The organism is Streptomyces sp. MJM8645 (genome assembly GCF_001625365.1).
Classification (GTDB): Bacteria; Actinomycetota; Actinomycetes; order Streptomycetales; family Streptomycetaceae; genus Kitasatospora.
In genome coordinates, this window is record NZ_LJJF01000001.1 from 6,912,224 (window position 1) to 6,931,546 (window position 19,323).

Consider the following 19,323-nt stretch of genomic DNA (forward strand, 5'->3'; position numbering starts at 1 on the left):
CGGTCGTCGCCGAACGCGCCCGGGCCCGGGAGGCCGATGCCGCCTCCCGGGCCCGGGCTGCTCAGTCCCTGACCCCGGAGAGCGTGAGCGGCAGGTGCCGGGGCCCGCGCAGGACGGGGCTGCGCCGGTACTCGGGCGGGTCCTGGAGCAGCCGGGGGCCGTCCAGGCGGTGGATGAGCGCGGTGAGCGCGAGCTGCGCCTCGACCCTGGCGAGCGGTGCGCCGAAGCAGCTGTGCACGCCGCTGCCGAAGCCGAGGTGCTGGTTGTCCGGGCGGGTCGGGTCGAAGCGGTCGGGCTCCTGGAACCGGAGAGGGTCCCGGTTGGCGGCGGCGAGCACCAGGATCAGCGGCGCGCCCTTGGGGACGGTGACCCCGGCGACCTCGATGTCGGTGAGCGCGGTGCGCTGCGGCAACAGCTGGACCGGGGGTTCGTAGCGCAGCAGCTCCTCCACCGCGCGCGGCATCAACTCCGGTTTGTCGCGCAGCAGTTCCAGGCTCTCGGGGTGGCGCAGCAGGGTGAGCGCGCCGTTGGTGATCAGGTTGACGGTCGTCTCGTGCCCGGCGATGAGCAGCAGGACCGCGGTGGCCATCAGTTCCGTCTGGGTGAAGCCGCCCGACGGGCCGGGGTCGTTGACGAAGGCGGAGAGCAGGTCGTCGGACGGCTTGCCCCGGCGGCTCTCGGCGAGTTCGCCGAGGTACAGCCCCATCTCCATCCGGGCCTGCGTGGCCGCCTGCTGGCGCTCGGACGGATCGCTGTCGGGAGTGGGGTCGAAGCCCGCGATCAGCGTCTCGGACCAGGCGTGGAACCGCGGCTCGTCCTCGCGCGGCACGCCGAGCAGCCGGCAGATGACGGTGACCGGCAGCGGGTAGGCGAAGTCCTCGACCAGGTCGATCCGGTCGCGGCCCCGGAGGCCGTCGACCAGTTCCCCGGTGATCCGCGCGATCTCGTCGTGCATGGCGTCGACCCGGTCGGGCGCGTGGGGCGGGCCGAAGGGCCGCATGGCGATGGTGCGCAGCCGTTCGTGCTCGGGGTCGTCCCGGCCGATGAAGGCGACCGGGACGCTGCCCTGCAGCTCGTCCGGGACGGTGCGGTTGCGGCGGTCCGAGCTGATCCTCGGGTCGTGCAGCAGCGCGGCGACCTCGTGGTAGGTGCCGACCAGGTAGCTGCCGTCGTCCTGGCGGGCCACGCCGTGGTCGCGGAGCTCGGCGTACAGGGGGTAGGGGTCGGCGCGGTTGGCGTAGTCGGTGATCCGGCGGAACAGGGTGTCGGCGGCGGCCATGCGCGGTGGCTCCTCGGGGCGGCGGCGGTGGTGGTGGTGGTCCTCGACGGGCGGCGGCGGTGGTGGTGGTCCTCGACGGGCGGCGGGGCCCGGTGGGCGTGCGCCCGTCGAGCGGTGGCGGGTGGGCTCAGCCGCCCCAGCGCCGCAGGGTCAGCCGCCGGTCGGGCAGGTGGCCGGTGAGGGCGACGGTCGGGCCGTGCGAGAGCACCTTCGGGTCGGGCACGTCGGAGGGGACCGGGATGCGGGAGGCGGGCGGCTCGACGCCGTCCCAGTCGGGCGGGAACGGCGCGGCGGCCTCGATCAGCCGCTGGTAGTGCTCCAGCCACTTGGCCCGGTTCACGCTGACGGCGGCCGTGATCCGGCCCCGGTACCCGTAGACCGCGACGAGCCGCCGCTCCTCGACCGAGCCCTGGGCGAGGACCACGTGGTCGGAGAAGGTGGGCACGCCGACGGACTTGATGTTGAGCCCGAACTGGCTGGACCAGAAGGACGGCACGCTCAGGTGCGGCCGCCGTTGCGGCCCCGGGCTGACCATGTTGTGCGCCGCCACCTCGGCCTGCGCGACCGCGTTGCCCCAGTGTTCGAGGGAGAGCAGCTGGTACTCGAAGAGGGGGTGCGGGAAGCGGGCGACGTCGCCCGCGACGAAGACGTCGTCGGTGACGATCCCGTACATGTTGAAGGCGCGGCAGCCCGCGTCGCAGGCTACCCCGCGCGGACCGGCGGCGAGACCCGACTCGGCCAGCCATTCGGTGTTGCGGACGGCGCCCAGGGCGACCACGGCGACGTCCGCCTCGATCCGGCTGCCGTCGGAGAGCTCGGCGCCGGTGAGCCGGCCGGCGCGGCCGGTCAGCGCGGAGACGGTCACCCCGCAGCGCAGGTCGACCCCGTGGGCGAGCTGGACCTTGGCCGCGAGGGCACCGAAGGCCCCGCCGAGGGCCCCGACCAGCGGGGCGGGGCCGCGCTCGGCGACGGTCACCGCCAGGCCGCGCTCCCGGCAGGCGGAGGCGATCTCGGAGCCGGTGAACCCGGCGCCGATCACCAGCACCCGCTTCGGGCCGGCGTCCAGCCGCTCGGCCAGGCCGGCCGCGTCCTCGGCGGTGCGCAGGGTGAACACCCCGTCGAGTGCGGCCTGCTCGGCCTTCGGCCAGGGCCTGGCCCGGGTGCCGGTGGCGATCAGCAGCCGGTCGAAGGGCAGCTGCTCGCCGTTCGCGAGCAGGACCTGCTTGCCGTCCCCGTCCACACCGGTGGCGCGGACGCCGAGCTTCCACTGCGCGTCCACCTCGCGGCGCCGGGGCAGCGCGGTCTCCTCGGCGCGCACCCGTCCGAGCAGCACCTGCTTGGACAGGGGCGGCCGGTCGTACGGGGGGAGGCGTTCCTCGCCGACCACGGTCAGCTCTCCGGTGAAGCCCTCGTCCCGTAGCGTCTCGGCGGCGCGCAGACCGGCCAGCGAGGCGCCGACGATGACGATCCGGCCGTTCTTGAGGTCATCGGACATCGGACCGGTCCTCCTCCTCGACCAGGATGGCCTGCACCGGGCAGGCCGCGACGGCCCGCCGGACGCGGTCACGCTGGTCCTCGGGGGCCTGCGGGGTGTAGAGCAGGGCCTCCTCCCCGTGCAGCTCGAACACTCGGGGAGCGAGGAACGCGCACTGCGCGTAGCCCTGGCAGCGGTTGAGGTCGACGACGATCTTCACGGTCTCTCCTCCCGGGCACGTCTGTGTCCGTCCTACCGCCGCCGGAGCGGCCGCGCGCCCGGTGCTGCTCCGTGGGAGCGGTCGCGGAGAGTGGCCGCCGAGGAACGCCGGGGGCCCGGGGACCAGCCCGGCGCGCTAGTTCGGCGACTCCAGCCCGAGGGTCCAGCGGTGGGTGGTGTAGCCGCCCATCCGGGTCGGGTGGCGCTCCACGAGCGTCACGGCCAGGCCGTCGGCCGTGCGGCGCAGCGTGCCGGTGAACCGGTGCAGGTCGTCGCCGGACAGCGGGAGCAGTTCGGCGAGCACGGTGGCGTCGAGGTCGCGCCCGACGGCGCGCAGCACCCCCGCGTCCAGCACCAGGACGGTGCCGTCGGCCAGCACCACCGGCGCGGGAGCCTGCGGGTCGGCGAGCAGCGGGCCGCTCTCGATGCCCCCGCCGGGCAGCAGCCGCACCACCCGGCTCCCGGTCGGCCGGCGGCGGTCGGTCTCGACGACGCGCAGGCCGTCGCCGACCACGTAGTGGCCGTAGCTGCGCCAGGAGTCGACCAGGGTGGCGTCCCGGTCGTAGGCCCAGGTGTCGAAGGTGCCGTAGCCCTCCAGGCCGAGCACGAAGCGGCCGTCGCCCAGGGCCGTGCCGCGCTCGCCGCGCAGTTCGGCGACCAGGGCGCCGTCGTCGAGGTCCAGCAGCAGGGCCGGGCCGAGGTGTCCCCAGGCGGTGTACTCGAAGGAGTCGGTGGTGACCAGCGCCCGGCCGCCGGAGAGGTGGGCCGCGTTCGGGCGCCCCGCGCAGGGGCGGCGCCAGCGGACCAGGCCTTCGGCGTCGACACAGCTGATCTCGCCGTTCCGGCCGTACAGCGCCAGGTCGCCGCGGCGGGCCAGCGGCCCCTCCGGGCGCCCCTGGGGCCGCCCGCCGCTGCGCCGGTGGTGGTTCTGGACGGTGACACGCCAACTCCCCATGATCCGGATGCTAACGGACCCCGCCGGGCCGCGGAGGGCGTTTGCGGAGGGTGCCCGGACGGCCGGGACGGCGGACAATCTCCCCAGACGCAGAGGAGGAGGCCGCGGTGGAGTTCGAGGTGTTGATCGAGACCCCGCAGGGGTCGCGGAACAAGTACGTGATGGACTTCGCGGCGGGCCGGATCCGCCTCGACCGCACCCTGTTCACCGCCACCCGCTACCCCGTGGACTACGGCTACGTCGAGGGCACCCTCGGCGGCGACGCGGAGCCGCTGGACGCGCTGGTGCTCGGCGGCGAACCGGCCGTGCCGGGGTGCGTGATCACCTGCCGGGCGGTCGGCATGTGGGTGATGCGGGACGAACGCGGGCCGGACCAGAAGGTGCTGTGCGTCCCCGCCCACGACCCGCGCTACGGCGACCTGCGGGACATCGGCGACCTGCGCGAGTTCGACCTGCTGGAGATCACCCATTTCTTCCAGGTCTACAAGGACCTGGAGCGCGGCAAGTCGGTCGAGGGCTCGCACTGGGCGGACCGGGAGGCCGCGTACGCGCAGATCGCCGAGTCCCGGGCGCGCGCGGCGGGGACGTGCTTCGCCCGGCCGGTGTAGCCGGCCCGCCGCGCGGGCCCGGGGCTCGGAACCGGGCGTGGCGCCGGGGCTCGGAACCGGGCGTGGCGCCGGGGCTCAGAACCGGGCGTGGCGCAGGATCTCGCGGACCTGGTCGGCGATGGCGGCCTCGTTCTGCTCGAACTCCGGGGCGGTGAGGCGGTCCTGTTGGGCGGGCAGGCCGGTGAGGACGGGGGTGTGCAGGTGGCCGCCGGGGAGGTCGGGGGCGAGGTCGAGGCGCAGGCGGTTGGAGCGGTAGGCGACCTCGTTGGAGAGGTATCCGCCGCCGCCACCGGCGACGGCTCGGGAGCCGGGGGTGGGGCCGTCCGCGCGGTCGACGGGGTCGACGCCGCCCTCGGGGATCTCGGTGACGGTGGTGTTGAGGCGGACGGGGTAGGGCTGCTGGACGGCCGTCATGGCGTCGGTGGGCAGGGTGGTGCGGATGAACTCCGGGCCGTCGTCCAGGCCCGGGGCGGTGACCGGGTGCTGCCGGGTGCCGCCGGAGAGGGTGCCGGTGTTGTCGGTGGCGGGATCGGCGGAGCGGGCCCGCCCGGCCCAGGCCTCCAGGGTGAACAGGCCCGGGTAGCCCTGGCTGATGCTGGTGATCAGGTCGGCGGCCTGCGGGCCGGGGGCGAGGTGCGGGCCGAAGGCGCGCTCGACGACGCCGTCGTCGAAGTCGCCGTAGCGGACCGGCAGCAGGACGGCCCGGACTTCGGCCGGGCTGCCGTCGGCGAGGGTGATCCGCCGCCCGTGCAGTTGCAGGACGGCGGCGCCGGAGGGGTTGGCGCGGCGCGGCTCGGTGTCGAGGCCGTACGGGTCGAAGCCGCTGACGAAGATCCGCCGGATGCCGGGGGCGGCGGTGAAGCCGTCGTCGAGGCCTCGGGAGGCGTCCTCGAAGCGGGCCCGCAGGTCGGCCGGGTCGACATCGAACCCGGGTTGCCAGCGGGCCAGTTGGACGGTCATGGCGAGCCTGGTCCAGTACAGCGGGCGGTCGTCGCGGGCGGGGAGTTCGCCGCTGGGCCGCCGGCCCTGGGCCCGGTCCACCCCGGCCTGCCAGAGTGCCCGGCCCCAGGCGCCCGCCACCCGCTCCGCCTGCCGGGCGTTCCGGGCGGCGCACAGGGCGGCGGGGAAGCCCCGGAGCAGGTCGCGCAGGCCGGAGCGTTCGGTGAAGGCGGTCGTCCGCTGGTCCTGGAGCCGGGCCTGTTCGGTGTCCACCGGGGCGGTGGCGACGACCGGGCAGGCCGCCGGGGCAGCCTGGGCGGCGGCCGGGGTGAGCAGGGCGGCGAGCGTGCCGCTGAGGGCGGCGGCCAGGGTGGCGGCGCGACGAAGGCGTGTCATGTCACCTGACAATAGGTCGGGGGCCGACACCTCGCCAGGGCGCCCCGCCCGAGCGCCCCGGCCGGCAAGACCGCGCCGCGGGCCCGTGGCCTGCTGGAACGTCCCGTCCAGCACTGACGGGAAGTCGGGAACCGGCGCGAGCTCTACAGCGTTGTCGTGGTCGAACAGTGGAAACAGCGGTCATTCGAACGGTGGCGGAGGAAGTGTCATGAGTGTGGCCCTGACGAAGGGCGGCAACGTCTCCCTGGGCAAGCAGGCCCCCGGGCTGCGGGTCGTACGGGTCGGCCTCGGCTGGACGGCCGGCGCCGGGTACGACCTGGACGCCAGCGCCCTGCTCTGCGACGCCTCCGGGAAGGTCGTCTCGGACCAGCACTTCGTCTTCTTCAACAACCTGCAGAGCCCGGACGGTTCGGTCCGCCACCAGGGCGGCGCCGGTGGCGGCGACGACCAGGAGCAGATCGACGTCCGGCTCGCGGACGTCCCGGCCGGGGTGGAGAAGATCGTCTTCGCGGTCGCGGTCTACGACGCGGTGCAGCGGCGCCAGAGCTTCGGCCAGGTCCGCGGCGCGTACATCCGGCTCACCGACCCGGACGGCGGCGCCGAGGCGGCCCGCTACGACGTGGCGGCCGAGGCGGGCAGCGAGACGGCGATGGTGTTCGGCGAGTTCTACCGGCACGGCGCGGACTGGAAGTTCCGGGCCGTCGGGCAGGGGTACGCGTCGGGGCTCGCGGGTATCGCCGCCGACTTCGGGGTGGACGTCCTGCAGTCGGCGCCCGCTGCCCCCGTGCCCGCGCCGGCTCCGGCCGTGCCCGCCGCGCCGGCCATGGCGCCCGCCGTGCCCGCCGTGGCGCCCGCTGCCCCGATGACCCAGCCAGGACCAGGGAGTTCCCCCGTGACGTGTTTCTTCGACCCCTCGCACGGCCTCGGCTCGACGGCGGTGCTGTGGTCGCCGCAGTGGGGCGTGCCGCGCCAGATCGAGACCTGCGCCGCCTGCGCCCAGCGGGTGCAGACCACCGTGCCGCCGTTCTACACCCCGCAGCAGGGCTACCCGCAGCCGGTCCAGCAGGGCTATCCGCAGCCGGTCCAGGGCCAGCCCGCTCAGGGCCAGCCGGGCCAGGGCGGACGCCGCTTCGGCACCGGCGCGCTGATCGGCGCGGGCGCGGCCGGCCTGGTCGGCGGCGCGCTGCTCAACGAGGCGTTCAGCGACGACACGCCCGAGGTGGTCGTGAACAACTACTACGAGGGCGACGACGACAGCTTCTTCTAGGGCGTTCCCCAGGGTGCCCCTGGACCGCCAGCCCTCCGGCCGGCCGCGCAGTTCGACGAACTGCGCGGCCGGCGGCGTTCCCGGACGTTCTCAGATGCCCTCCCGTCGGTGCGCCCCCGCCCGGGCGGCCGCCTCGGCGGCGGCCGCGGCGCGGTCGGCGGCGGCCTCGTCGAGCGGCTCGGCGGTGGTGAGCATCCGGTAGTAGAGCGGCGCGGAGACGGCCCGGACCACCTCGAACGCGTCGGTGTCCGGCGGGAGTTCGCCGCGGTCGACGGCCTCGGTGACGCACGGCGCCCACTCCTCGACCCGACGCAGGTAGAAGTGCCGCAGCGCCTCGGCGGTGCCCGGGTCGCAGGTGGCGGCCACGATCACCGCGCGGAACAGCGCCCCCTGCCGGGGGTCGGCCAGCGTGCGCTGGACCAGCCGGGCGTTGGCCCGCAGGTCCTCGGCGAGGGAGCCGCTGCGGGTGCGCGGCAGTGACTGCTCGGCCATGTCCGCGAGCAGGTCGGCGACCAGCGCGCTGGTGGTGCCCCAGCGCCGGTAGACGGTGGTCCGGCCGACCTCGGCCCGCTGGGCGACGTCGCCGAGGTCGAGCCCGCTGAAGCCGTGCTCGACCAGGGCGTCCTCGGCGGCCCGCAGGACGGCGGCGCGGACCCGGGCGGTGCGGCCGCCGGGGCGCCGCGCCCCGGGCGTGGGGGTCTCCGGGCCGTCCGGGGCGTCCGGGGTCTCTGGAACGTCCGGGGCGTCCGGCGCGGAGGGCTCGGCAGTCATTAACGGGATTCCTGTTCCATTAGGTCGATGCGCCCTGCTAGGGTCGAACCATCCTAACGGAATGGGAGTCCCGTTAAGGGCTCTGAGGGGAGAACTGCCATGGAAGCCAGCACGACAACCAGCACGACAACCGCCATGGAATACCGCCGGCTCGGCTCGTCCGGCCTCAAGGTCCCCGCGCTCAGCCTCGGCACCGGCACCTTCGGCGGCCGGGGACCGCTGTTCGGCGCCTGGGGCACCACCGACGTCCAGGAGGCCCGCCGCCTGCTCGACATCGCCATCGACGCCGGAGTCACCCTCTTCGACACCGCCGACGTCTACTCCGACGGCGCCTCCGAAGAGGTCCTCGGCCAGGCCATCCGCGGCCGCCGCGACCAGGTGCTCGTCTCCACCAAGGCCGGCCTGCCGACCGGCGACGGCCCGCAGGATGCCGGCACCTCCCGGGCCCGCCTCACCAGGGCCGTGGACGACGCGCTGCGCCGCCTCGACACCGATTACCTCGACCTCTTCCAGCTGCACGCCTACGACGCCGGCACCCCGATCGAGGAGGTGCTGTCCACCCTCGACGACCTCGTCCGGGCCGGCAAGATCCGCTACACCGGCGTCTCCAACTTCTCCGGCTGGCAGCTGATGAAGTCCCTCGCCGTCGCCGAGCGCTACGGCCGCCCCCGCTACGCCGCCCACCAGGTCTACTACTCGCTGGTCGGCCGCGACTACGAGTGGGAGCTGATGCCGCTCGCCCAGGAGGAGGGCGTCGGCGCCCTGGTGTGGAGCCCGCTCGGCTGGGGCCGCCTCACCGGCCGGATCCGGCGCGGCCGACCGCTCCCGGCCGACAGCCGGCTGCACGACACCGCCGACTACGGCCCGCCGGTCGAGGACGAACTGCTGTACCAGGTGGTCGACGCGCTCGACGGGATCGCCGCCGAGACCGGCCGCACCGTCCCGCAGATCGCCATCAACTGGCTGCTGCGCCGCCCGACCGTCTCCTCGGTCATCATCGGCGCCCGCAACGAGGAGCAGCTGCGGCAGAACCTCGGCGCGGTCGGCTGGTCGCTGACCGACGAGCAGGTCGCCCGGCTGGACGCGGCCAGCGCCCGCACCGCGCCGTACCCGTACTTCCCCTACCGCCGGCAGGAGGCCTTCGCCCGCCTCAACCCGCCGCTCGTGGGCTGAACCGGGTAATCCGCTTGCCGTGCCGCCCGGCCTGCGGCAAGGTCCGCACCATGTCCGAACTGCACGAACCCGAACCGCACGAACCGGAACCGCGCGAACCGGAACCGCGCGAACCCGACCTGCGCGAACCCGACCTGCGCCGGCTCGGCTCCGACGACTGGGCGCTCTGGCGCGAGCTGCGTCTGGCCGCGCTGACCGAGGCGCCGTACGCCTTCGGCTCCACCCTGGCGGACTGGCAGGGCGCCGGCGACCACGAGGCCCGCTGGCGCTCCCGCCTGGAGATCCCCGGCGCCCTCGACCTGGTCGCGGTGCTGGACGGCCGCCCGGTCGCGATGGCCAGTGGCGTCCCGGCCGACGAGGGCGGGGCGGCCGCCGAGCTGATCTCCCTGTGGGTCGGCCCGGCGGCGCGCGGCCGGGGCGTGGGGGACCGGCTGATCGGCGCGATCGCCCGCTGGGCCGCCGAGCAGGGGTTCACCACCCTCAAGCTGGCGGTGAACCCCGACAACGACGCGGCCATCGCCCTCTACCGCCGCAACGGCTTCGCCGAGACCGACGAGCCCGGCGACCTGATGGCCGACGGCGTGCGGCGCGAACTGATCCTGGCGAGGAAGCCCTAGATTTGGCGGCGGCGTAGGGCGTGTCTTCAAACTCCCGTCGTCCGCCCGGAGGGCGGGCGTGGCGGCGTTGGGGTGCGTGCATCGCAAGGCGGAGGAGGGAGTCCATGCGGAGTATTGGCGACTGACGACAACGCGGCGAGGTGCGTGCCCCGGCGTCGGCGCGCAGGCGGGAGTTTGAAGACACGCCCTAGGTTCGCGCCGCAGCCTTCGAACGGGCGTGGGCCGGAAGGCCGTTGGCGAGGTCCTCGACCATCAGGCGCCAGGCGATGGCGGTCGCCGCGGTGCGCAGCTGGGGGCTGCGCGGGCGGCCGGCGTCGGCGTCCAGCCGGGCGTTGAGCCAGTCCGACCAGGCCTGGGCGAGGACGCGGACCTCCTGGGAGCCGGCGTCGGTGGGGGAGAGCCGGTCGCCGTCGCGGGTGAGGTAGCCCTCGGCGGCCATCCGGTCGAAGACCGGCTCCAGGACCTCGGGCGGGATCCGCTTGCGGGCGGCGATGAGGTCCAGGGAGGCCTGGCCGACGGCCTTGGTGTGGCCGGCGACCTCCATCAGCGCCCAGGCCCCGGCCAGGTCGACCCGGGTGTCGGCGTCGTCGACGATCGAGCGGACGGTGTCGAGGTCCACGCCGCGCACGAGCTTGCCGACGGCGTACTCCAGGTGCGGGTCGGAGTCGCTGGTGGTCGGCTGGGCGAAGCCCTCGCCCATGTCGGTGGAGCCGGCCCGGGCGGTGTCCCGCAGTTGCACCTGTTTGAGGAAGAGCGCGACCACGAACCCGACCAGGGCGACCGGCACCGTCCACAGGAACACGGTGTGCAGGGCGTCGGAGTAGGCCTGGATGATCGGGGCCGCCTGCGCGGCGGGCAGCCGGTGCAGGCCCTGCGGGCTCTCGGCGGCCCGGGTGAGCAGTGCCGGGTCCGCGCCGGTGAGGTGGGCCGAGGAGGCCACGCCCCGGGCGAGTTCGGTCTTGAGGCTGTTGGCGTAGATGGTGCCGAACACGGCGGTGCCGAAGGAGCTGCCGATGGTGCGGAAGAAGGTCACCCCGGAGGTGGCGGTGCCGAGGTCCGCGTAGTCGACGGTGTTCTGCACGGCGATGGTGAGCACCTGCATGCTCAGCCCGATGCCGACGCCGAGCACGAACATGTAGAGGGAGGCGAGCGCGGTGCCCGTGCCGGGTTCGAGCCGGGAGAGCAGGTAAAGGCCGACGGCCATCACCAGGGTGCCGACGATCGGGAACACCCGGTACCTGCCGGTCTTGCTGACGGCGTTGCCGCTGGCGATCGAGGCGAGCAGCAGCCCGATCACCATCGGCAGCGTCCGCACGCCGGAGACGGTCGCCGAGTCGCCGTCGACGTACTGCAGGAAGGTCGGCAGGAAGGTCAGCGCGCCGAGCATCGCGAAGCCGACGATGAAGCTGAGTACCGAGCAGACCGCGAACACCGGGTTCCGGAACAGCCGCATCGGCAGCATCGGTTCGACGGCCCTGCTCTCCACCCAGCAGAACAGCCCGAGGGCGACGGCGCCGCCGGCGAACAGGGCGATGATCACCCCGGAGCCCCAGGCGTACTCGTTGCCGCCCCAACTGGTCGCCAGGATCAGGGCGCTGGCGCCGATCGCGACGAGTGCGATCCCCAGGTAGTCGATCACCGGGCGCACCGCCGAGCGCACCGAGGGGATGGTCCGGGCGGCCGCGATCACCACCAGGATCGCGATCGGCACGTTGACGTAGAACGCCCAGCGCCAGGACAGGTGGTCGGTGAACAGCCCGCCCAGCAGTGGCCCGATGACCGTCGCCACGCCGAACACCGCGCCGATCGCGCCCTGGTACTTGCCGCGCTCGCGCAGCGGGATGACGTCCGCGATCAGTGCCATGGCCGTCACCATCAGGCCGCCCGCGCCGATGCCCTGGAGCGCCCGCCAGGCGATCAGCAGCGTCATGTTGGTCGCCAGGCCGCAGAGGAACGAGCCGGTGATGAAGACGACCGCCGAGACCTGGAAGAGCAGCTTGCGCCCGTACAGGTCGCCGAACTTGCCGGCCAGCACGGTGGCCACCGTCTCGGCCAGCAGGTAGGCTGTCACCACCCACGACATGTGCGCGGCCCCGCCGAGGTCCGCGACGATCGTGGGCAGCGCGGTGCCGACGATGGTCTGGTCGAGCGCGGCCAGCAGCATGCCGAGCACGATGGTGCCGAAGACGACGTTGCGCTGCCGGACGTCCAGCACCGGCGGGGCGGTCGGCGGGGTTTCGGTGGCGGCGTTCATGTCCTCAGCCTCCGGGGCGCCGGGAGAGGCCGCGATCGGGTTCGGCCGTCCGGGTGAGCGGCGGCGCGGGCGGCGCAGCCCGGCTGGCGGCTCCGGGGCCGCGCCGTCCACGATGGCCGTTCGGAGGGGGGCCGCGCGCGGCGGGCGGGCAGTCGGACCGGGAAGACCGGTCGACGGCCGGTCGCCGGACGCGAAGCCAGACGACCGCCGGACGCCCGGAAGGTGCTCCCATGACGGCCCAACCCCCGTGCAGCCCCCCGGAACAGCGGCCCGGCGCATCCGCCGCGGGCCGGCGGGCCGAGGCGCGGCGCTGGCGGGCGCTGACGGTCTGCCTGGTCGCCGGGTTCATGACGCTGCTGGACGTCAGCATCGTCAACGTCGCCCTGCCGACCGTGCGGGCCGGGCTGCACATGTCCGACAGCGGCCTGCAGTGGGTGCTCAGCGGCTACGCGCTCGCCTTCGGCCTGGTGCTGGTCCCGTCCGGGAGGCTCGGCGACGCCCGCAGCCGCCGGGCCGTCTTCCTCACCGGGCTCGCCCTGTTCACCGCGGCCAGCGCGCTGGCCGGGGCGGCGCAGAACCAGGAGTGGCTGGTGCTGGCCCGGCTGTTCCAGGGCGCGGCCGGCGGGGTGCTGGTGCCGCAGGTCTCCGGCTTCATCCAGGTCCTGTTCCAGGGCGCCGAGCGCGGCCGGGCCTTCGGCGCGCTCGGCGCCACCATCGGTCTGTCCACCGCCGTCGGCCCGCTGCTGGGCGGCCTGCTGATCCACCTGTTCGGCCCGCAGAACGGCTGGCGCTGGGTGTTCCTGGTCAACCTGCCGATCGGCGTCGCCGCCCTGCCCATCGCCTACCGGCTGCTCCCGCCGCCCCCGCCGGCGGCCTCGCGGGCCGGGCACCGGGACTTCGACCCGGTCGGGGTGCTGCTGCTCGGTGCCGGGACGGTCGCGCTGCTGCTGCCGTTCGTCCAGGCGCAGCAGTGGCACGGCTCGACGCGCTGGCTGCTGCTGCCGCTGGCGGCGGTGCTGCTGGGGGCCTTCGTGGGCTGGGAGCGGTACTACGCGCGGGGCCGGGAGCCGCTGGTGAGCATGGCGCTGTTCGCGGTGCGCCCGTACGCGGCGGGGGTGGCGCTGTCGCTGGTGTACTTCGCCGGGTTCACCGCGATCTTCTTCATCTTCACGCTCTACCTCCAAGCGGGCCTGCACTACTCGGCGCTGACGGCGGGCCTGGCGATCACGCCGTTCGCGCTGGGCTCGGGCGTGTCCGCGGCGATCGGCGGACGGCTGGTGCACCGGCTGGGCCGCCGGTTGGTGCTGCTCGGCCTGGTGCTGGTCCTGGCCGGCCTGCTGGCCTCGGCCCTGGCGGTGCAGCTGTGGACGGGGTCGGCGATCGGCTGGGCGACGGTGCTGCCGCTGCTGGTCGCCGGGGTGGGCAGCGGGCTGGTGATCGCGCCGAACCAGACCCTGACCCTCCAGCAGGTGCCGATCGCCCGGGCGGGCAGCGCCGGCGGTGTCATGCAGACCGCCCAGCGGGTCGGCTCGGCGGTCGGCATCGCCATCGTCGGCTCGGTCTTCTTCGCCCACGCCCAGGGCCCGCGCCCGGACTGGGCGCTGGCCTTCCAACTGGGCGTGACGGTCGCGGCGGGCCTGGTCCTGGCGGCGCTGCTGGTGGCTCTGGCGGATGTGGCGGCAGGCCGCCGCGACGGGTGAGCAGCGTTTCCGGCGCCGCCGCCGCCGGACGGCGGGTCAGTGGTCGCGGCGCTGGACGGCGACCGCGGCGACCACCACCGAGGCGAGCGCCCAGAGCGCGAACGTGGCCCAGGAGCCGGCGACGGTGGCCGGGTGCGCGGAGGGCAGCGAGTGGGTCAGGTCGACCTGGGCCAGCCGGCGCCAGGCCTGGAGCGGCATGGCGTGCAGGAGGTCGGCCGACCAGCGGTAGCGCTCGTTGAAGAACGCCGGCAGGAAGAACAGCACCAGGACGGTGCCCACGACGGCTCCGGCGGTGTGCCGGATCAGCGCGCCGAGGGCGAATCCGGCGAGGGCGCAGACCGGGGCGAACAGGGCGGCGGCCGCGACGAAGCGCAGCGCGGTCGGGTCGGTGACGGACACGCCGATGTGCGTGTCGGCGAGGACCGCCTGGCAGGCGCCGAAGGAGACGCCCGCGGTGACGGCGCCGTAGCCGAGCATGACCGCGGTCAGTACGCAGGCCTTGGCGGCGATCACGGCCCGGCGGTCCGGGACGGCCACCAGCGTGGTGCGGATCAGCCCGCTCGCGTACTCGCCGACCAGGACGAGCGCGCCGACGCTGCCCGCGACGATCATCACGACGTCGGCGGCGATCATGGTGAAGGAGTCGCCGAGCGCGACCTGCAGCATGGTCGCCGGATCGCCGTCGCCGACGGTGTAGTGGTCGTAGGTGTACCGGGCCGCCTTGAGGTTGGCGGCGATGATGAACAGGGCGCTCAGGCCCAGCACCCAGACGGTCGAACGCAGGGACCAGAACTTGATCCACTCGGCGGCGAGCAGGTCGCCGAAGCGGGCGCGTGGCCGGCGGAGGGGCCGGGGAAGGGGGCGGGGGGTGGTGGTCGCGGTGCTCATCGGGGCTCTCCGGCCAGGTAGTCGACGCTGTCGGCGGTCAGTTCCATGAACGCCTCCTCCAGGGAGGCGGTGCGGGTGGTCAGGGCGTGCAGCAACAGGCGCTGCTCCAGGGCGAGTTCGCCGATCCGGGTGGCGTCCAGGCCGGTCACGGCGAGCGCGCCGTCCGGGCCGGGGCGGACGGTGGCGCCCGCCGCGGTCAACACGGCCGCCAGCCGGTCGGGTTCGGCCGCCCGGACGGTGACGCCGGTGCGGCCGGCCCGGGCGGAGAACTCCGCCAGGCTCTCGTCGGCGATCAGCCGGCCCCGGCCGATCACCACCAGGCGGTCGGCGGTGTGCTCCATCTCGGCCATCAGGTGGCTGGAGACGAAGACCGTCCGCCCTTCGGCTGCGAGGCGGCGGAACAGGCCGCGCACCCACAGCACGCCCTCCGGGTCGAGGCCGTTGAGCGGCTCGTCGAAGAGGAGGACGGGCGGGTCGCCGAGCAGCGCGCCGGCGATGCCCAGGCGCTGCTTCATCCCCAGCGAGTAACCGCGGATCCGGCGCCCGGCGGCCTTGGTGAGCCCGACCTCGTGCAGCACCTCCTCGACCCGCGCGGCCGGGATCGCGTTGGCGCGGGCCAGCGCCCGCAGTTGGGCCACGCCGCTGCGCCCGCCGTGGACGTCGCCCGCGTCGAGCAGGGCGCCGACGTCGCGCAGGCCGCGCGGCCGAGACCGGAACGGGCGGCCGTCGACGGTGGCGGTGCCGCCGGTCGGGTCGTTGAGGCCGAGGATCAGCCGCAGGGTGGTGGACTTGCCCGCGCCGTTGGGGCCCAGGAAGCCGGTCACATGGCCGGGCCGGACGGTGAAGGTGAGGCGTTCGACGGCGGTGGTGCGGCCGTAGCGCTTGGTCAGCTCGGTGACTTCGATCATGGGCTCAACGGTGCCGGGCGGGGCCGGGCCGCCGCATCGGACCGGCGCTGACACCGCGCGCCCCGGCTGTCACCCCCGGTCGTACAACCACGGTCCGATGACGGTGACTCGGGCCGCCGATACGATCTTCGTATGCTTGCGACGCCCTCTCCGCCCCTGTTCCGGCGCGTTCCGCCCGAGGTCTGGGTCGGACTCGCCTGGTGCGTAGCCGCCGCCTACCCCGCCGTCCTGCTCGGCGGCAACGCCCGGTACCACGGCGGGGCCGCCGCCCACGGCGGCCTGTCCTTCACCCTGGCCACCACGGTGGTGGCCTTCGCCGGCGCCGCGCTGGTGCGCCGACTCCCGGTGCTCGCGGTCGCCCTGCTGTTCGTCGCCGCCTTCACGGAGACCGACGGCTGGGCCGCCGACACCCAGGTGCCGCCAGCCTCCCTGCTGGCCGTGGACGTCGCGCTCTGCCTGATCACCGTCACCCGGCCGCGCCGCAGCTCGCGGGCCGCGTTCGCGCTGGTGATGAGCCTGCTCGTGCTGCACATCGGCCTGGTGCACGGCAACACCGTCGGCATCTTCACCGGCACCCACATCGGCTCCGCCGACGGCGCCGCGCTGCTCGCCCTGGTCGCCTGGCTGATCGGCCGCTCGATGCGGCAGAACCGCGAGCACGCCCAGGCGTTGAGCACCCGGGCGGCCACCGAGGCCGTCACCGCCGAACGGCTGCGGATCGCCCGCGAGATGCACGACACCGTCGCCCACACCATCGGCATCGTCGCCCTCCAGGCCGGCGCCGCCCGCCGGGTCATCGACACCCGCCCCGAACGGGCCAAGCAGGCGCTCGGCGAGATCGAGAACGCCGGCCGGGACACCCTGGCCGGGCTGCGCCGGATGCTCGTCGCGCTGCGCCAGGCCGACGGCGAGACGTCGGCGACCACCCCCCAGGGCCTGGCCGACCTCGACCGGCTGGCCGCCGCGACCACCGCCGCCGGCGTCCGGGTCGAGGTCCGGCGGCGGGGTGAACAGGGCCCGCTGCCACCGGAGATCGACCTCTCGGCGTTCCGCGTCATCCAGGAGTCCGTCACCAACGTGGTGCGGCACGCGGACACCCGCTCCTGCGAGGTCCTGGTCGACCGCCGCACGGCGGGCGAGGTGGCCGTGGAGATCACCGACCGGGGTACGGGCCCCGGCACCGACCCGGGCCGGGGCACCGGCTTCGGCCTGGCCGGGCTGCGCGAGCGGGTCGGCCTGCTGGACGGCGAGTTCGAGGCCGGTCCGCGCCCCGAGGGCGGCTTCCGGGTCGCCGTCCGACTGCCGATCCCCGTGGAGGTGAATGCATGACCCGCGTCCTGCTGGTCGACGACCAGCCGCTGGTCCGGGCCGCACTGGAGATGGTCATCACCGAGACCGCCGACGTCGAGGTGGTCGGCGAGGCCGGCACCGGCGCCGAGGCCGTCCGGCTGGCCGGTGAACTGCGGCCCGACGTCGTCGTGATGGACCTGCGGATGCCCGGCATGGACGGCATCGAGGCGACCCGCCTGATCACCGGCGGCGGTGGGCCGACCAGGGTCGTCGTGCTCACCACCTTCGACGACGACGACCACGTGTACGCGGCGCTGCGCGCCGGGGCGTCCGGCTTCCTGGTCAAGGACATGGCGCTGGACGACATCCTCGCCGCCGTCCGGGTGGTGGCCGCCGGGGACGCCCTGATCGCACCGAGCGTCACCCGCCGGCTGATCTCCTCCTTCGCGGACCAGCGGCCGGCCCCGGGCCGGGCAGCCGCCGCGTCACCGGCCGCTGCACCGGTGCCGGCCCCCGGGCCGACACCGGCCGCCCGGCGGCTGGGCGCGATCACCGACCGGGAGCGGGAGATCCTCACCCTGGTCGGCCGGGGCCTGTCCAACACCGAGATCGCCGCCGAACTGGTCCTCAGCATCGCCACGGTGAAGACCTACATGACCCGGCTGCTGGCCAAGCTCGACGCCCGCGACCGGGTCCACCTCGTCATCCTGGCCTACGAGGCGGGCCTGGTCGCCGTCCCCGGCTGACGTCGGCAGGCTCAGCGCTTGATCGCCACGCCCGCGTACATCGCGATGTCCTGGTCGCGGATCGGCGCGGCCCCGGTGTCCGGGCGCCAGTGGTGGACCAGGGTGACGCCGGGGTCGAGGAGGTCGTAGCCGTCGAAGAAGGCCGCGGTCTCCTTCTGGTCGCGGATCTGCAGGGGGATGCCGCGCGCGTTGTACTCCCGGCCGACGCCGCCCACGCCCACCGGGTCGGTGTCCCCGGTGAACACGGTCAGGGCGAGGAAGCTGCCGGGTGCCAGGGCGTCCATGAAGCGGCGCACGATGCCCTGCGGGTCGTCCTCGTCGAGTACGAAGTGGACGATGGCGATCAGCGACAGCGCCACCGGCTGGGAGAAGTCGAGGACCTCGCGCAGCCGGGGGTTCTGGATGATCGACTCCGGGTCGCGGAAGTCGGCGTCCACGTAACAGGTGCGGCCCTGCGACGTGCTGGACATCAGGGCCCGCGCGTGGGTGAGCACGATCGGGTCGTTGTCGACGTAGGCGACCCGCGCGTCCGGGGCGATCGACTGGGCGATCTCGTGGACGTTGGGCGAGGTGGGGATGCCGGTGCCGATGTCCAGGAACTGCCGGACGCCGTACTCCTCGGTGAGGTGGCGGACGGCGCGCTGCATGAAGTCGCGGGTGGTGCGCATGGAGATCGGCAGCGACGGCCAGGCCTGCACCGAGGCGTGCGCGGCGACGCGGTCCGCCTCGAAGTTGGTCTTGCCGCCGATGAGGTAGTCGTAGACCCGCGCCGAGTGCGGTACGTCCATCCGCAGATCCACCGACGGGTACTCCTCCTGCGGACCGCGCCCTGCCCGGACCTCGTTCGACATACTCGTCCTCCCGTTGCTGGGGTTCCGTCACCGGCCGCCCTGGTGGCGGGCCTTGGTGCGCATGGTAACGGTGTTCCGGGACGACAAGATGACCATCTCTTGGGGTTAAGGCCCCCTTAAGAGCGCATCCTAGGGCTGGGCCGCCGGGCTGCCGGTGGCGGGGGAGCCGCTCTGCCCCGGGAGGAGCGGGTGGTGTCCATACGATCGACCGGCGGCGGCCAGTTCGAGCGCGGCGCCGGTCCAGGCGGCACCGAACGCCCAGGTCGAGAACCACTCGCACAGGTACAGCGGCCGGACGGCCCAGTCCGTGCCGACGCCGGCCACCCCGGCGACGACGGCGAGCAGCAGGAGCACCAGGATCAGCACCCCGGCCGCCAGGTAGGCCCGGCTGACCCAGGACGGCTGGGTGGAGCGCGGGTTGCGGAAGGAGTAGACGCAGAACATCGCCAGCACGAAGAGCAGCAGTCCGGCGAAGGCGTAGTGCAGCAGGCCGACCGCGCTCTGGAACGAGGTCGCGCCATGCGGCGCGGTCGGGCACAGGGCGACCCCGAGCGCGAACACGCCGGCGGCGGTGCTCCAGCGGTCGTCCCGGCGGTCGAAGCGGTAGCAGATCAGGAACACCCCGAGCGCGCACAGGCCGCCCACGAAGAGGTTCCGGGTGCTGGTGTAGTACGAGCCGCTCATCGAGGCCGGCCAGAATCCCGCCGTGCTCTGGCCCCTGAGCTCGGCGAACAGCCAGTTCCCCAGGGGGAGTGCGAGCGGCAGCAGGATGCCGATCAGTCCGACGCCGAGTCGTAGGAAGGTGATGGTCCGTTCGTCCTGGTTGGTGCCTCCCCGGGCGACGACCGCGTCGCGCTCCGGGTCTCCCGCCGTCCGCCGTTCGTGGGTCACGGACGCCTCCTTGCCCTCTGCACTATGAGCAGCTGTCAGCTGGTGTACCCACGGTGCGGCCCCTGTCCACACCACCTGAACGGGCGGTTTGAAGACG

17 protein-coding genes and 1 pseudogene are annotated in these 19,323 nt (G+C 74.3%); 7 read left to right on the plus strand and 11 right to left on the minus strand.

Annotation, left to right across the window (positions count from 1 at the left end):
- Nucleotides 1-61 precede the first annotated feature (61 nt).
- From A6F73_RS29130 to A6F73_RS29145, 4 genes are all read right to left on the minus strand, one after another.
- Nucleotides 62-1,279, minus strand: a complete 1,218-nt coding sequence (locus A6F73_RS29130) for a cytochrome P450 (protein WP_063350493.1) — start codon at nt 1,277-1,279, stop codon at nt 62-64.
- 127 nt (nt 1,280-1,406) lie between these two features.
- Nucleotides 1,407-2,774 carry an FAD-dependent oxidoreductase gene (locus A6F73_RS29135; RefSeq protein ID WP_063350494.1) on the minus strand — a complete coding sequence of 456 codons (1,368 nt, stop codon included), beginning with the start codon at nt 2,772-2,774 and terminating at the stop codon, nt 1,407-1,409.
- Nucleotides 2,764-2,973 carry a ferredoxin gene (locus tag A6F73_RS29140; RefSeq protein ID WP_063350495.1) on the minus strand — a complete coding sequence of 70 codons (210 nt, stop codon included), beginning with the start codon at nt 2,971-2,973 and terminating at the stop codon, nt 2,764-2,766. Before A6F73_RS29140 ends, A6F73_RS29135 begins: the two co-directional genes overlap by 11 nt.
- 135 nt (nt 2,974-3,108) lie before the next feature.
- A complete protein-coding gene (locus A6F73_RS29145; RefSeq protein WP_063350496.1) occupies nt 3,109-3,927 on the minus strand; it encodes a hypothetical protein in 819 nt (272 codons plus the stop codon).
- A gap of 107 nt (nt 3,928-4,034) precedes the next feature.
- Here A6F73_RS29145 and A6F73_RS29150 point away from each other — a divergent pair, with 107 nt between their 5' ends.
- Nucleotides 4,035-4,535: an inorganic diphosphatase gene (locus A6F73_RS29150; protein WP_063350497.1), complete on the plus strand. Its 501-nt coding sequence runs from the start codon at nt 4,035-4,037 to the stop codon at nt 4,533-4,535.
- A gap of 75 nt (nt 4,536-4,610) precedes the next feature.
- Here the strand turns inward: A6F73_RS29150 and A6F73_RS29155 are convergent, their stop codons facing one another.
- Entirely contained in the window at nt 4,611-5,870 is a 1,260-nt protein-coding gene (locus A6F73_RS29155; RefSeq protein WP_063350498.1) for a hypothetical protein, read from the minus strand.
- A 208-nt stretch (nt 5,871-6,078) separates the two neighbouring features.
- Here A6F73_RS29155 and A6F73_RS44430 point away from each other — a divergent pair.
- Nucleotides 6,079-6,630 (plus strand): annotated as a pseudogene (locus A6F73_RS44430) (TerD family protein); the annotation flags it as partial.
- 597 nt (nt 6,631-7,227) lie between these two features.
- Here A6F73_RS44430 and A6F73_RS29165 read toward each other — a convergent pair.
- Complete coding sequence (locus tag A6F73_RS29165) at nt 7,228-7,908, minus strand: TetR/AcrR family transcriptional regulator (RefSeq protein ID WP_063350500.1); 681 nt, start codon at nt 7,906-7,908, stop codon at nt 7,228-7,230.
- Nucleotides 7,909-8,043: 135 nt separating this feature from the next.
- On the opposite strand from A6F73_RS29165, the gene A6F73_RS29170 reads away from it, so the two are divergent.
- Entirely contained in the window at nt 8,044-9,081 is a 1,038-nt protein-coding gene (locus tag A6F73_RS29170) for an aldo/keto reductase (protein WP_063350501.1), read from the plus strand.
- A 50-nt stretch (nt 9,082-9,131) separates the two neighbouring features.
- The gene (locus A6F73_RS29175) at nt 9,132-9,698 is read left to right on the plus strand and encodes a GNAT family N-acetyltransferase (RefSeq protein WP_079136112.1); all 567 of its coding nucleotides are present in this window, start codon (nt 9,132-9,134) and stop codon (nt 9,696-9,698) included.
- 187 nt (nt 9,699-9,885) lie between these two features.
- Here A6F73_RS29175 and A6F73_RS29180 read toward each other — a convergent pair whose 3' ends face one another.
- A complete protein-coding gene (locus tag A6F73_RS29180; RefSeq protein ID WP_063350502.1) occupies nt 9,886-11,952 on the minus strand; it encodes an MDR family MFS transporter in 2,067 nt (688 codons plus the stop codon).
- A gap of 230 nt (nt 11,953-12,182) precedes the next feature.
- Between A6F73_RS29180 and A6F73_RS29185 the strand changes: the two genes are divergently transcribed.
- A complete protein-coding gene (locus A6F73_RS29185) occupies nt 12,183-13,652 on the plus strand; it encodes an MFS transporter (protein ID WP_063350503.1) in 1,470 nt (489 codons plus the stop codon).
- Between the two features lie 36 nt (nt 13,653-13,688).
- Here the strand turns inward: A6F73_RS29185 and A6F73_RS29190 are convergent, their stop codons facing one another.
- Nucleotides 13,689-14,540: an ABC transporter permease gene (locus A6F73_RS29190; protein ID WP_063350504.1), complete on the minus strand. Its 852-nt coding sequence runs from the start codon at nt 14,538-14,540 to the stop codon at nt 13,689-13,691.
- Nucleotides 14,537-15,448: an ATP-binding cassette domain-containing protein gene (locus A6F73_RS29195; protein WP_063350505.1), complete on the minus strand. Its 912-nt coding sequence runs from the start codon at nt 15,446-15,448 to the stop codon at nt 14,537-14,539. Before A6F73_RS29195 ends, A6F73_RS29190 begins: the two co-directional genes overlap by 4 nt.
- A 132-nt stretch (nt 15,449-15,580) precedes the next feature.
- Here A6F73_RS29195 and A6F73_RS29200 point away from each other — a divergent pair, with 132 nt between their 5' ends.
- Nucleotides 15,581-16,777, plus strand: coding sequence for a sensor histidine kinase (locus tag A6F73_RS29200; protein ID WP_063350506.1), 1,197 nt, complete (start codon nt 15,581-15,583; stop codon nt 16,775-16,777).
- Nucleotides 16,774-17,484 (plus strand): response regulator transcription factor, encoded by a 711-nt coding sequence (locus A6F73_RS29205; protein WP_063350507.1) that lies wholly within the window; start codon nt 16,774-16,776, stop codon nt 17,482-17,484. Before A6F73_RS29200 ends, A6F73_RS29205 begins: the two co-directional genes overlap by 4 nt.
- Before the next feature lie 11 nt (nt 17,485-17,495).
- Here the strand turns inward: A6F73_RS29205 and A6F73_RS29210 are convergent, their stop codons facing one another.
- Nucleotides 17,496-18,335: an SAM-dependent methyltransferase gene (locus tag A6F73_RS29210; RefSeq protein ID WP_063350508.1), complete on the minus strand. Its 840-nt coding sequence runs from the start codon at nt 18,333-18,335 to the stop codon at nt 17,496-17,498.
- Nucleotides 18,336-18,464: 129 nt separating this feature from the next.
- Complete coding sequence (locus A6F73_RS29215; protein ID WP_063350509.1) at nt 18,465-19,226, minus strand: hypothetical protein; 762 nt, start codon at nt 19,224-19,226, stop codon at nt 18,465-18,467.
- Nucleotides 19,227-19,323 lie beyond the last annotated feature (97 nt).